This window comes from Pseudonocardia sp. MH-G8 (genome assembly GCF_002262885.1).
GTDB lineage: Bacteria > Actinomycetota > Actinomycetes > Mycobacteriales > Pseudonocardiaceae > Pseudonocardia.
The window spans coordinates 34,136-46,866 of the sequence record NZ_NKYF01000031.1; the positions used below are offsets into that span (position 1 = coordinate 34,136).

General features: G+C 71.0%; 15 protein-coding genes and 1 pseudogene. 8 read left to right on the forward strand and 8 right to left on the reverse strand.

The window, feature by feature from the left end; genetic code table 11:
- Positions 1-28: 28 nt before the first annotated feature.
- Genes CFP66_RS39740 through CFP66_RS39760 form a run of 5 tightly spaced genes read right to left on the reverse strand, consistent with a single transcriptional unit; the run spans position 29 to position 4,566 of the window.
- A complete protein-coding gene (locus tag CFP66_RS39740) occupies positions 29-742 on the reverse strand; it encodes an ABC transporter ATP-binding protein (protein ID WP_094930540.1) in 714 nt (237 codons plus the stop codon).
- On the reverse strand, positions 739-1,497 hold the full coding sequence (locus CFP66_RS39745; RefSeq protein ID WP_094930541.1) for an ABC transporter ATP-binding protein: 759 nt from the start codon (positions 1,495-1,497) through the stop codon (positions 739-741). Before CFP66_RS39745 ends, CFP66_RS39740 begins: the two co-directional genes overlap by 4 nt.
- A complete protein-coding gene (locus tag CFP66_RS39750) occupies positions 1,494-2,474 on the reverse strand; it encodes a branched-chain amino acid ABC transporter permease (RefSeq protein ID WP_094930542.1) in 981 nt (326 codons plus the stop codon). The genes CFP66_RS39745 and CFP66_RS39750 overlap by 4 nt, the downstream gene beginning before the upstream one ends.
- Positions 2,471-3,334 carry a branched-chain amino acid ABC transporter permease gene (locus CFP66_RS39755; protein WP_094930543.1) on the reverse strand — a complete coding sequence of 288 codons (864 nt, stop codon included), beginning with the start codon at positions 3,332-3,334 and terminating at the stop codon, positions 2,471-2,473. Before CFP66_RS39755 ends, CFP66_RS39750 begins: the two co-directional genes overlap by 4 nt.
- Before the next feature lie 5 nt (positions 3,335-3,339).
- Positions 3,340-4,566, reverse strand: a complete 1,227-nt coding sequence (locus CFP66_RS39760; RefSeq protein ID WP_094930544.1) for an ABC transporter substrate-binding protein — start codon at positions 4,564-4,566, stop codon at positions 3,340-3,342.
- A 150-nt stretch (positions 4,567-4,716) separates the two neighbouring features.
- Here CFP66_RS39760 and CFP66_RS39765 point away from each other — a divergent pair, with 150 nt between their 5' ends.
- Positions 4,717-5,391 (forward strand): MBL fold metallo-hydrolase, encoded by a 675-nt coding sequence (locus CFP66_RS39765; protein ID WP_094930545.1) that lies wholly within the window; start codon positions 4,717-4,719, stop codon positions 5,389-5,391.
- Between the two features lie 597 nt (positions 5,392-5,988).
- Positions 5,989-6,531 (forward strand): hypothetical protein, encoded by a 543-nt coding sequence (locus CFP66_RS47565; protein ID WP_143517532.1) that lies wholly within the window; start codon positions 5,989-5,991, stop codon positions 6,529-6,531.
- Between the two features lie 30 nt (positions 6,532-6,561).
- Here the strand turns inward: CFP66_RS47565 and CFP66_RS39775 are convergent, their stop codons facing one another.
- Together CFP66_RS39775 and CFP66_RS39780 are read right to left on the reverse strand one after the other, a co-directional pair.
- Positions 6,562-6,762 (reverse strand): hypothetical protein, encoded by a 201-nt coding sequence (locus CFP66_RS39775; RefSeq protein ID WP_094930547.1) that lies wholly within the window; start codon positions 6,760-6,762, stop codon positions 6,562-6,564.
- Positions 6,759-7,433 (reverse strand): endonuclease domain-containing protein, encoded by a 675-nt coding sequence (locus tag CFP66_RS39780; RefSeq protein ID WP_094930548.1) that lies wholly within the window; start codon positions 7,431-7,433, stop codon positions 6,759-6,761. Before CFP66_RS39780 ends, CFP66_RS39775 begins: the two co-directional genes overlap by 4 nt.
- A gap of 155 nt (positions 7,434-7,588) precedes the next feature.
- Between CFP66_RS39780 and CFP66_RS39785 the strand changes: the two genes are divergently transcribed.
- The 6 genes and pseudogenes from CFP66_RS39785 (at position 7,589) to CFP66_RS39810 (ending at position 10,858) form a co-directional block, all read left to right on the forward strand.
- Complete coding sequence (locus tag CFP66_RS39785; protein ID WP_158228401.1) at positions 7,589-8,248, forward strand: uracil-DNA glycosylase; 660 nt, start codon at positions 7,589-7,591, stop codon at positions 8,246-8,248.
- Complete coding sequence (locus CFP66_RS39790; RefSeq protein ID WP_198961991.1) at positions 8,245-8,754, forward strand: recombinase family protein; 510 nt, start codon at positions 8,245-8,247, stop codon at positions 8,752-8,754. Before CFP66_RS39785 ends, CFP66_RS39790 begins: the two co-directional genes overlap by 4 nt.
- Positions 8,691-8,840 carry a helix-turn-helix domain-containing protein gene (locus tag CFP66_RS50525; RefSeq protein WP_369805268.1) on the forward strand — a complete coding sequence of 50 codons (150 nt, stop codon included), beginning with the start codon at positions 8,691-8,693 and terminating at the stop codon, positions 8,838-8,840. The genes CFP66_RS39790 and CFP66_RS50525 overlap by 64 nt, the downstream gene beginning before the upstream one ends.
- Entirely contained in the window at positions 8,837-9,595 is a 759-nt protein-coding gene (locus tag CFP66_RS39795) for a hypothetical protein (RefSeq protein ID WP_094930550.1), read from the forward strand. The genes CFP66_RS50525 and CFP66_RS39795 overlap by 4 nt, the downstream gene beginning before the upstream one ends.
- A 431-nt stretch (positions 9,596-10,026) precedes the next feature.
- Positions 10,027-10,215: pseudogene (locus CFP66_RS39805) on the forward strand (MBL fold metallo-hydrolase); the annotation flags it as partial.
- Between the two features lie 100 nt (positions 10,216-10,315).
- A complete protein-coding gene (locus CFP66_RS39810) occupies positions 10,316-10,858 on the forward strand; it encodes a hypothetical protein (RefSeq protein WP_143517534.1) in 543 nt (180 codons plus the stop codon).
- 408 nt (positions 10,859-11,266) lie between these two features.
- On the opposite strand, the gene CFP66_RS39815 is transcribed toward CFP66_RS39810, so the two are convergent.
- Positions 11,267-12,541 carry an IS701 family transposase gene (locus tag CFP66_RS39815; protein WP_369805270.1) on the reverse strand — a complete coding sequence of 425 codons (1,275 nt, stop codon included), beginning with the start codon at positions 12,539-12,541 and terminating at the stop codon, positions 11,267-11,269.
- Between the last annotated feature and the right edge of the window lie 190 nt (positions 12,542-12,731).

A 12,731-nucleotide genomic window follows, 5' to 3' on the forward strand; every position in this document is an offset into this window, starting at 1 on the left:
CGGAGGGCCCGATGCGTGACACCGCTGCTCAGGCGACCCCGAGGAGGCGGTGGGCGGTGTCGGGGTCACGGCGGAACTGCGCGGTGGGCACCCGGTGCACCAGCACCCCCTTCTCCATCACCGCGATCTCCCCGGCCACCGCGAACGCCAGGTGCAGGTCCTGCTCGACGAGCAGAACCGCGACGCCCTCGTCGCGCAGCGTGGCGACGACCCCGGCGATCTGGTCCACGACGGCGGGCGCGAGCCCCTCCGACGGCTCGTCGAGCAGCACCAACCGCGGGTTCGTCAGCAGGGCTCGGGCGACCGCGAGCATCTGCTGCTCCCCGCCGGACAGCTGCCCGGCGTAGTGGCGGAGGCGCTCGGCCAGCCTCGGCAGCAGGTCGAGCACGGCGTCGACGGTCCAGGCGCCGGGCCGGGCCGCCAGCGCGAGGTGTTCGGCGACGGTCAGCGTGGCCCACACCCGACGCCCCTGCGGCACCAGCCCGATCCCGGCGCGGGCGATCCGGTCCGGGCGCTGCCCGGCCAGCTCCCGGCCGTCGAGCCGCACCGAGCCCGCGCTCGCCGGCACGAGCCCGGCCAGGGTCATGACCAGCGTCGACTTCCCGACCCCGTTGCGGCCGAGCAGGCCCAGCACGGTGCCTGCGGCCAGGTCGAGGTCGACGCCGTGCAGCACGGTGCCGCGGTCGTAGCCGGAGACCAGGCCCCGGACCTCGAGGAAGCTCGGCGCCGACGACCCACTCATGCCTCGAACAGCTCCTCGCGCCGCCCCGTACCCAGGTAGGCCTCGCGGACCGCCTCGCTCGCGCGCACGTCACCCGGCGTGCCGGAGAGCAGCACGCGCCCGAGGTGCAGCACCGTGACGGCGTCGGCGAGGGCGAACACCAGGTCCAGGTCGTGCTCCACGAACAGCACCGTGATCTCGCGCGGGAGCGCGGAGAGCAGCGCCACCAGCCGGGCGCTCTCCGCGGGCGACATCCCGGCCGCGGGCTCGTCGAGCAGCAGCAGCGACGGGCGGCAGGCCAGCGCGAGCGCCACCTCCAGCTGCTTGCGCTCGCCGTGGGACAGGGCAGGCGCCAGGACGTCCCCGCGCCCGGCGAGCCCGACCTCGTCGAGCAGCTCCTCGGCGCGGGCGCGCAACGCCGGACGGCGGCGCGGGAGCAGACCGGTCCGCCCGCCGTCGTGGCGCTGCACCGCGAGCAGGACGGTCTCCGCCGCCGTCAACGAGGCGAAGACGCTGGCGTGCTGCATGGTCTGGCTCATCCCGCGCCGGCAACGCGCCACCTCCGAGAGCCGTGTGACGTCGCGCCCGGCCAGCTCGACGACGCCTGCGTCGGCCCGCGTCGTGCCGGTGAGCAGCGTGAACAGGGTGGACTTGCCCGCACCGTTGGGGCCGATCACGGCATGCCGGGCGCCGGGCGCGACGGTGAGGTCGACACCGTCGACGGCGGCGAGCGCGCCGAACGAGCGACGCAGCCCCGTGCACCGCAGCGCCGTCACGACCGCCTCCGCAGGCGGATCCCCGCCGCCCCTCGCGGCAGCAGGTACACGGCCAGCACGAACACCGCGCCGAGCACGAGCGTGCCGTGGCCGTCCAGGCTGGGGCCGAGCGCGTCCCGCACAATGATCACCAGTGCCGCGCCGAGGCACGCGCCCCACAGCGACCCGGCACCGCCGATGATCACGGCGAGGAGCGCGAACGACGCCGTCAGGAAGCCCAGGTCGGGCAGCGCGACGAAGCGGGCCTGCGCCGCGAGCAGCGATCCGGCGAGCCCGGCGACGCCGCCTGCGAGCACGAACACGCCGTACTTGTAGAGCGCCGTCGGATAGCCGATCGCGCGCATCCGCGGCTCGTTGTCGCGGATCCCCCGCAGCGCGTCGCCGAACGGCGAGCGCGCCACAAGCCAGAGCGCCGCGAACCCGACCACGAACACCGCGAGGACGTACCAGTGGACGAACCCGGCGTTCGTCAGCGGCTCCCCCGCGACGCGGACCGCCGGGATGCCGGTGAGGCCGTTCGCACCGCCGGTGACCGAGTCCCAGGTGTTGGCGAGCTGCTGCACCGTCTCGCCGATCGCGAGCGTGAGCATGAGGAAGAAGACGCCCGCGCTGCGGACCGTGATCCACCCGGTGAGCGCCGCGACGAGCGCACCGACGCCCGCCCCGGCCAGCAACGGCACCGGCGCCTGCGCCGTCACGTTGATCGACACCCAGCCCGCGGCGTAGGCACCGGACCCGAAGTAGGCGGCGTGCCCGAGCGACGGCAGCCCGGTGACGCCGACCAGCAGGTCGAGGCTGGCCGCGAACAGCGCGAACACCAGGATGCGGGTGAGCGTGGTGGTGGCGAACGGGGCGAGGAACAGCGGCACCGCCGCGAGCACGACGAGCACGGCGGAGGCCACGCCCACGCCCAGGGCAGCCCGTCCGCGCGCGGCGCGCGGCGCGGTCGACGGGGCCCGCGTCTGCACCGCCGTCACCGGGCGCCCACCGACGCCGGGCCGCCGAACAACCCACGCGGACGCAGCACCAGCACCAGCGCGAGCGCCGCGAACAGCACGAACGAGGCCAGCTCGGGCAGCAGCACGCGGCCGAGCGTGTCGACCTGACCGATGATCAACGCGCCGACGAGCGCGCCGCGCACCGAGCCGAGCCCGCCGATCACGACGACCACCAGCGCCAGGATGAGCACCGTGGCGTCCAGCCCCGGCCGGGCGCCGTAGATCGGCCCGCCCAGCACCCCCGCCGTGGTGGCGAGCAACGAGCCGACGGCGAACACCGTGCCGGTGACCAGCCGGTTGTCGATGCCCAGCGTCGCGACCATGTCCCGGTCGGCGACGGTGGCACGCACGAGCGCACCCACCCGCGTCCGCTCCACCACCAGGTGCACGAGCACCGCCAGCACCGCGCCGGTGCCGATCAGCACGAGCCGGTAGGTCGGGTACACCGCACCGAACACCGTGACCGAGCCGTCGAGCCCGGGCGGGGCGGCGGCCGACAGGGGGTCGTCCCCGAACGCGATGATCAGCAGCTCCGCCACCACGAACGCCACGCCGAGCGTCAGCAGCGCCTGGTCCAGGTGCGAGCGCCGGCGCAGCGGAGCGGTCATCAACGACAGCAGCCCACCGGCGACCAGCCCGCCCACCGCGGCGATCCCGAGCGCGGTGAGGAAGCCGCCCCAGCTGCCCGACAGCGCCGCCCCGAGGTAGGCCCCGCCGAGGAACAGCGCGCCGTGGGCGAGGTTGAGCACGTCCATCATCCCGAACACGATCGACAGCCCCACCGCCAGGATGAACAGCAGGAAGCCGATGGCGAGCCCGTTGAGGACGCTGACGAGCATCGGGCTCAGGCCGCGGCCGGCTGGCTCTGCGGGCCCAGATCGGCCACCACGGCGTTGACCAGCCTGCCCCCGACGTTCTCGACCCGACGCAGGTAGATGTTCTGGCGCGGCGTCTGGTTCTCGAACGTCCACGGGCCGCGCGGGCTGTCCTCGATCGTGCCGACCCCGCCGAGCGCGGCGACCAGCGCGTCGCCGTCCAGCGCGGTGGCCGTGCGCAGCGCGCGGTTCAGCACGTTGGCCGCGTCGTAGGTCTGCACCGCGAAGCAGCTCGGCGCCTCCCCGTGCGCGGCGGTGTAGGTCTCGACGAACGCGGCGTTCTCCGGGTTGTCCAGCTGGTCGCTGTAGTGCAGCGTCGTCTGCACGCCCAGCGCGGCGTCGCCCTGCTGGGGCAGCACGTTGCCCTCGGTGAGGAAGCCCGAGCCGTACAGCGGGATGGAGCCCGCCAGCCCGAACTGCGCGTACTGCTGCACGAACGTGATGGCCTCGGCGCCGGAGAAGAAGCAGAACGTGGCCCGCGCGCCGGAGTTCTGGATGTTCGTGAGGAACGGCTGGTAGTCCGACGTGGTGCCGAACGGCGTCGTCGCGCTGCCGACCACCCGCCCGCCACCGGTCTCGAACGCCCGGGTGAAGCCGGAGATGACCTCGGTGCCCGCCGCGTAGTCCGGCGCGATCGCGAAGACCCCTTCGGCGAACCCGGACTCCGCCAGGTGCGTCCCCATCGCCGCCGCCACCTGCGCGTTGGTGAAGGAACTGCGCCAGACGTAGGGCGTGCGGCCGGCACCGGTGACGTCCTCGGCGCCGGCGTTCGTGACGATCAGCAGCTTGCGCGACTCGGTCATCACGTCCCGCACACCCAGCGCGGTGGCCGAGTTGACCAGGCCCACCACGACGTCGACGCCGTCGCTCTGCAGCACCTTCTGCACGGCGGGCACGCCCGTCTGCGGGGTCTCTCCCTCGTCGGCGATCACGGTCTCGACCGTGTAGTCGCCGAAGCGGCCCCCGTTGCCGTCGAGCCAGAGCTGCCAGCCGCGCTGCATGTCGGTGCCCAGCGCCGCGTAGACGCCGGACTGCGGCACCACCAGCCCGACCCGGACCGATCCGCCGCCGCCGGCGGCACCCCCGCCGTCGGAACCGCCGACGCTGCTGCCGCACGCCGCGAGGGCCGGGACGGAGGCCGCCGCCCCGAACAGACCGAGCATCCGCCGGCGGGTCATCAATGGGTGGTCGGCCATCGCGGACAGCTCCTCATCGAACTCGTCAGGCCCGGGTGGAATGCTGACGGATCGTCGTCGAGCAACGGGTCGGTGTCAACGATCCGGGTGAACCGGGCGCATCCTCACGATCCACGCGGTGACTGCCCGTGGGCGCACTAGTCTGTCCCGGTGGACGTCCTCGACAGCTACTCAGGCCACGTCGAACCGGGCGGCGCCGCCATCCGCCGCGACCTCGACGCGCTGAGCATCACCAAGATCTCCGTCGGCCCGATGAACAACAACGCCTACCTGCTGGTGTGCCGCGCCAGCAACGAGGCGCTGCTGGTCGACGCGGCGGACGAGCCGGACCGGATCGCCGACCTCGTCGGCGCCGACGACTCGCGCCCCGAGCTCAACCACCTGGTCACCACGCACCGTCACCACGACCACTGGCAGGCGCTCGGCGCCGTCGCCGGGATGTTCCAGACCCGCCAGATCGCCCACCCCCTCGACGCCCCCGAGCTGCCGATCCCCATGGACGAGCTGGTGGACCACGGCGACACCGTCCGCTTCGGGGAGATCGAGCTCGAGGTCGTGCACCTGCGCGGGCACACGCCGGGTTCGATCGCGCTCGTCTACCGCGGCGGCGGCCACCCGCACATCTTCACCGGCGACTCGCTGTTCCCCGGGGGCCCTGGACGGACAACATCGCCCGAGGACTTCACCTCGCTCATGAGCGATCTGGAGGAACGGGTGTTCGGCCAGCTTCCGGACGAGACGTGGGTCTACCCCGGCCACGGGGACGACACCACCCTCGGTGCCGAGCGCCCGCACCTCGGTGAGTGGCGGGAGCGCGGCTGGTGAGCTGACCACTCGCCCGGCCGGGGCCGCCTACGCCATTAGGCGGCCTCGCCGTCTGTTGCGAGCAGCACGACGGGGCCTTGATCGCAGAGGAGCTGCGACCGGTGCCTGATCGTGCCCCATCCCCCCGCCGCCGTCGTCGACGCGGCGCCCATCGCGCCCCCGGCTGGTGGCCCCGCCCGCGCCGCCGCAGCTGCCGCGGCCGCATCGCCCGCGCCGTCGGCCTCCCGGTCGCCACCGCGCCTACGTCCTCGCCGTCCTGCTGGTCCTCGCCCCGGCGATGACGTCATGAGCACGCTCCGGTTCGACGACACCTCCCGCTGCCCCGTCGGGGTCTGCTGCGTCGGGTGCGGCGTCACTGACGCCGAGCTGTTCCCGGCCTGCACCGGCGCGCCCGATCTGTCCGGCGCATCGGCGGGGATGCCCTGTACCGACCCCGGCTGCCCCTCGCGCGCGTCCGACGACTACCCGCCCGGCCCGCTGACCGGGGCCGGAAGCGGCGAGGGTCTGTCGGAACGATCTGGCATCCTCCGGTCCGTGACCTCTGTGGACGCTCTGCCGACGGCCGAGCAGATCGCTGTTCGCGCCCAGGAGCTGAAGGTGCTGCACCTCGGGCTGATGTTGAGCCTGTCCTCGCTGTTCGACCCGGACTTGCCGATCCTCCAGACTGAACTCCGGCGTCTGGGAGAGCACCCGGACGGCGACTTCCCGGTGAACCTCTACTACCGGGCCGCCGAGGCTGAGCCGGAGTGCCTGTCGTACTCCGCGAGGAACATCTTCACCGCCGTCTCGAACCTTCGCGGCGACGTCGTCAAGCACGACATTATGTCGATCAGCATGATCAACGCTGGGATCAGGCTCGGCGACATGATCCGCAAGGGCGGGCACAACCGCGATGACGTGCCGCTGCTGCAGTTCGCCTACCACTTCCGCAACGCCAGTGGGCACGGCGACGTGTGGAACTACAGCCCGAGCGGGCCACCGCACCCGGCCTCGTGCCGCGACCTAGTGCTGACCGGCGAACTGGTCGGCCGCCGGGCCACGTGGGAGACCGTGACGCCGCGGCTGTTCGTAGAGTTCCTCGACGACATCACCGAGCATTTCGCGCCCGGCCTCGTGCCGCCTCCGAGCCGCGAGGCGTGATCGACCACACGAACTGTGGGCCACCCTCGTTCACGATCGCGAACGACGGTGGAACCCGAGTGCCACCCTCGTCGTCTGTGCCGGGCATGGCCGCTCGTCGATCTCGCTCACCTCGCCGCGCTGCTCGGCATCGAGCCGTACGCCCCGGCCGACGACCTCGCCGTCCTGCGCGATCTGCTCGCGCGCCGGAACGCGCTCGCGCAGGAGCGCGGGTCGTGGCTCGCGTGTCACAGTCCGATCCCCGTCAACACGTTGTTCGACCACGAGTCATCGGGTGGCTCGCCCCAGCCGGGCCACCATCCGCCGACCGGTGCGCCGTTCTCCCAGCCGTAGCCCGTGTAGGGCTCGTCGATGCCGAGGATCATGTACGGGTGTCGCCGGCAGTACTTGCCGAACACCGTGTCCGGATGACGGTCCATCCCCTCGCGGGTGTTGCAGGACCGGCATAGCCATCCGCGAACGCGGCCGGTCCAGTGACAGTGATCTTCGACCTCGCTCCCTGGGGCCCCGCACACGGCGCATCGCCCCTGGTCGAAGATGCGAAGCGCGTCGATGAAGGCGAACGCGCGCTCGACGCGCGACAGCGTCTGATCGCGAGAGCGGGCGAGCCGGTCGCGGATCTCGTCGGTGACCGGCCACGACCAGCACGCCGGTTCGATCGCGATCGCCTCCTGCCAGGCCGCGGCCTCGGCGGCCTCGCGGGCGGCGTCGAGTGCGTCGCGCCCGGCCCGCGGCAGGTGGTGCCAGCAACGGGTACGTCCTGACGGCGTGGCGCCGCCGTAGTCGGTGCCGAGCGCGTTCCGGCTACAGCGGGAGCGCTTCGCGGTGATGCCACGGCATTGCACGGTCACAACGCCGCCGTCATCAGCTGCGCAGCGTGTTGCCCGGGCGGAGTCGGACATGGCGCGGAAGGTACGCGCTCACTCCGACGGATCACGGTCGTCTACGTGACACCGCTCGACGATCATGGCGGCCGCGGTCAGTCGCGACGCAGAACTCGTGTCCGAAATAACGTTTGCTAGGTAACGCCCGGAGCCGTTTGTACGACGCGATGCGAGTGAACCTCGATCGACACCAGCGGATGCGCGACGCGGACTTCCGCGCCGACCAGCACTCCCGGCTCCGCGACCCGCACATCGCGCCGTTCACGGACCTGGTCGACGAGCTGCGCGCTGAGCCGGGCCGCGGCTGGATGCCTTACATCGCCCCCATGTACGGCGGCATCAACGCCAGCATCCTGAGCGTGCTCCAGGACCCCGGCCCCGGCACTCGCGAGGCCGACGGGAGCGGGATGCTCTGCTGCGAAAACGTCGACGACTCGGCGATGCTTCTCGCCACCCTCCTGGAGAGCACGAGGATCCCCGTGTCTGAGCTGCTGCCATGGAACGGTTACCCCTGGTACCGGCACACCACCGGGAAGAGCGTCCCTCCGTCGGCCACCGAGTGCGAAGCGGGGGTCGAGCCCCTTCGACGCCTGATCGACCTCGCCCCGAACCTGCGGATCGTCATGCTTCACGGGGGCATCGCCCAGGACGTCTGGGCCAGGTTCGGCAAGCGTCACCGCTCGATCGCCCGCCGGTTTCACGTCGTGCCGACCTTCCACACCGGCAGGCAGGCCTTCATCGGCACCCACGAGATCCGTACCGTACGGCTGCGGCACCTCTACGAGAGCTTCGCTGAGGTCGGTGACCTCATCCGCAAGGAGGACGTTGCATGACCCTGCTTGGCTACGCCCGCATCAGCACATCCGACCAGACCGCGGACGGACAGCACGACGCCCTTGCGGCCGCCGAGTGCGAGCGCGTTTTCACCGGCGTCGCGTCCAGCGAGCTCGCCCGCCGCCCTCAATTCGACGCGATGCTCGACTACACCCGCCCGCACGACGTCGTTGTCTTTACCCATCTCGACCGGCTGGGCCGCTCTATTGCTCACCTTGTTCAACTCGCCGGGATCCTTCAGACCCGCAAGATCGACCTCCGCGTGTTGCGGCAGGGCATCGACACCTCGACCCCCAGTGGTCGCCTGACCTTCCACATTCTCGCCAGCACCGCGGAGTTTGAGCGCGACCTAATCTCTGAGCGCACCCGTGAGGGCCTGGCCGCCGCGCGGGTGTCGCAGGCCACCCGCACAGGCGGCGGAAGGGGGGCGGGCGCCGCCCGGTGCTGTCGTCGGCGAAGCCGGCTCGCGCGCGCAAGCTGCGCGACGGCGGTGAGCACACGATGACCGAGATCGCGGAGTTAGTCGGTTGCTCACGCGCGACGCTGTATCGAGTGCTCGACGACGCCGCGGTTACGGCGGGCGCCCGGTGAAGATCGTGGACGGCCCGACAGCGGACACGGGAGAGGACGACTGGTATCCGGGCCCGCCCCGCCCGTCGCGGGAGCTGCGATTCCTCGTGCGGTACGACGAGTACTTGGGCGGTCCGGTTGCCTATTGGCGCGACTACCGGGCGGCACTTGCACTCTATTTCGAGTACCAGGCTGCCCACCACCGTTGGGGCGCCGATGAGGGCGAGGCGGGCTCGGACGACGAAGTCACCGAGACGCCGCAGCAAAAGGTGGACCGCTACGCCTACTACGCCTTGAAGCGCAGGGTCTTCGACGTGTCCGTGGTGGTGGCGGCGCTGGCTGGGATCACACGCCGCAACTTGGCCCACTGGCTGGTCAAGTCCCGCGGGTTCCCGTGGCGCGGCAACTGTTCGGTGGACGACCTGAACAGGTTGCTGGCATTCCTGCTCGACCCCGCGACGGTGACGTTGGCCCGGGCCGTGCCGGACTACCCGCTGCACGTGCTGTACGGCGACGAGGACGACGAGCAGCTGTTAGCGCCGGCGGCGGTGCATGAAGCGTTGGTGCGCCACGCCGCCCATGAGGTGTCGGTTCAGCAGGCTGCCGAACTGCTCGGCCCGACGCTTGATGCCGCGACCGAGGAGCGCGAGGACAACGGTTACCGGGACGAACACGATGCCTGGGACGTGCTCGAAGCAGGACGGATGCCCGTTCTTGGCGAGCTGCGCCACCGAGCCCTCATCAAGGCCGTCCGAGCACAGGCCGCGGACAGATGAGTCTAGGTCGCTGGTCGGCGACGGCGGGGGCAGGCGTTCCACCGCCGCGGCCACAGCATGGACACCGCTATAGGCGGCTGATGGCCTCCAGCGCGACCGCAGCGTCCTCCAGCCGCAGGCTCGCGGACTTCACCTCCGGCACGGGCGGGTGACGTCGTCGACGAGGGACCGGGGCCACAGCTGGTACAGGTCGCGGTCGTCGAGTCGCGAACGTCTGTCTCTCTGTGATCTCGCGGCGGGGCTCGTCCAGGGGGCGAGGGCGGCGCGGTGTGCCGCGAGCCGTTCCTCGGCGGTTACCTGCTGCTCGGGTTCGGTGTCGTCGACGTGCCGGGCGATGAGTTCGACCTTCACGCGCTCGGCGGCGGCGCGGGTGCCCGCGGTGTGGGCGAGCCAGCGGGCGCGTGTCGTCGAGCTGCTAGAAGCTCTGCCCCTCGCTGTTCCCCGGCGGTCCTGGGCGGAAAACAACGCCTGAAGACTTCGCGTCGCTGATGAACGACTTGGAGGAGCGGGTGTTCGGTCAGTTCCCCGACGAGACGTGGGTGTATCCCGGCCACGGGGACGACACGACGCTCGGCGTGGAACGCCGGCACCTCGGCGAATGGCGTCAGCGCGGGTGGTGATCTTGCGGCCGATCCGGACCGCCTCCGCACAAGCGCCCCACGAAATGCGTCTGCACATCGTCCCGTGTCGCGCTCAGCCTGATGAGCAAACCGTCGGAGGGTGGTGGCATTCTCGTCCAACATGCAGCGCGATCCCGACATGTACGGCCGCACTGAGTTCGGATGGTTCCTCGGATCCCTCACCCTCGCCACCACCATCGCTGGTGGGCTTCCGATCGACTGGTGGTGGCGGATCCTGGTCGGCGTCGTGCTGGCCTTCGCGCTGCTTCCCGTACTGGGGTGGCTGTCCGGGCCGTTCGGCCGCGTGCTGCGGTTCCTGCTCGCTCCGGTCCAGCCGCTGCCAACACGCCACTGGACAGGTAGCCGGATGACCGTGGGGAAAGCCGGAGCCGACAATGACGACCCCAACGCTTCGCGGGTCATGATCGAATTTGACCCCGGGGACCTCCACCCGCACTACGTGCTGCCCGCCGGCGACGACCCGCTGCCGCTGTTCCGCGAGACGATCAAGACCGTCAACCCGAACGTGACCAGCGTGCGCGCGATGAAGGGCTACGACGAGGTGAAGCGCTGGAGCCCATCCCGGTGGACTCGCGTCACGTTGGCCTGGCGGCGGGCAGCGCAGCCGGAGAGGATGTCCTGATCGGGCCGACGTACCCGAGATCGCAGAGCATGCCCGGCAGCTCAGATCCTGTACCTGACCCTGAGCTGCCCCCTCTCGTAGTTCTTCACGGCTCGAGTTGCGGCTCCAATCAGTTTCGGGACGAGCGGGGCGCGATTGCCATCCGAGCTACGTCCCGTGCGTCCCCGACAGCCCCAGGACCTGGACGGCGAAGGACGTGGGGACCGCGCCACAGTCATTGGGCCCGACAAGTACCGGCTGGACGGCGACGACAACGGCAGGCAGTGGTGCGAGCGGTATCCAACCGCATCCCACCGGGTATCACCACGGTCCGCGCTCCCGCGCCCCCGCCGTTGCACTTCGCGGCCAGGTACGGTGGCCTTGAGTCGGAGCATCGGAGGCACCTAGTACTCCAGCGGTAGATCGTGATCATGTCTCGGGTCGGCGTCGGTAGTGGCTGGTTCGGGCACGGTGTTGGTGGCGGCGTCGCCAGTGACTCCAGCTCAGAGCGCTGGCCAAGGAACGGATCGGGCTGCTGATCAGCCGGTTGAGTAGCCGGGCGGTCTCGTTGCAGGTCAACGGGATCAGATCGGTCGGTGATGGGTGTCGGGTCCGCGCCGCGGTAGTGAACACGGCGAGCAGTGCGTGGGCTGCCATCGCGATCAAGGTCCAGCGCCGCCAGGAGCTCCAGCGGCGGACCTGGTGCTCGTCGAGGCCGGTGAGGGTTTTGGTGGCCTGAAACGACTCCTCGATGCGCCATCGTGTTCCGGCGACGCGGACCAGTTCGGTCAGGGGTGCGGGCTGAGGTGCGTAGCAGCGGTAGTAGGCCAGCTCGCCGTGCTCGGGGTGGCGGCGGATCAGCAGCCAGCGGTGCCCAGGTCCGTCGTCGGGGTGCAACGCCACGAACGCCCACTCGTAGAAGCGGGGCCCCTTTGCCCCGGCGCCGGCCGAGTAGCGGGTCCAGCAGTGTTCGGCGAGCCCGGCGGTGACCTGGTCAACGCGCATGCGGACGCCGCCGCGGGCGCCGTGCACGGTGACACGGCGGTTGCAGCCGATGCCCAGCACATAGCCGAGCTGGAGAGTCTCCAGTTGTGCGCGCAGGTCGGGGTCGGCGCCGTAGACCTCGTCGCCGGCAGCCCATCCCGCCGGGACCCCGGCCTCGACAGCCCTGGTGATCATCGTTGTGGCCAGGGCCGGTTTGGTGGCGAACTCGACCTCGGCGGGCACCCCTGCCGCCGCGCGACGGTCGGGTTCTTCGGCCCAGCTGCGGGGCAGGTAGAGCTCGCGGTCGATCAATGCGTGGCCGTGGCGGGAGGCGTAGGCGAGGTAGACCGCGACCTGGGCGTTCTCGACCCGGCCCGCGGTGCCGGTGTACTGGCGCTGCACCCCGACGGTGTGCTCGCCCTTCTTCAGGTCCCCGGACTCGTCCACGATCAGCACCCCGTCGGGCTCGCCGAGGTGTCCGGCGACGAACCTGCGCAGATCCGCGGCGACACCCTCGGTGTCCCAACAGGCCCGGTTGAGCAGGTGCTGCATGCCGTCCGGGCTGGTCTCGCCGGCGTGTTCGGCGATGCTCCAACAGGTCTTGCGCGGCAGTTCCGCGAGCATCCCGCGCAAGAACCTGGTGAAGCGCTGCCGGGTCTCCACCCGGGAAAATCGGCCCGCGACCCGATCGAGAAGTTGACCTTCCAGCGCCGGCCACAGGCCGGCCTCTACGCTGTGGCCCGCGGCCACCGCATCCTCTTGAGTCCACACAACCCAAGATGATCATGCGGTGGCCGCGCCATGTTTCCGGCGCCCCCGCCGCAAGATCACGAAGTCCGGCTGGAGTACTAGTTGACACAGGATCTCTTACTCACACTTTCCTGTCTCGCATATGCACTCATCGCCGCGA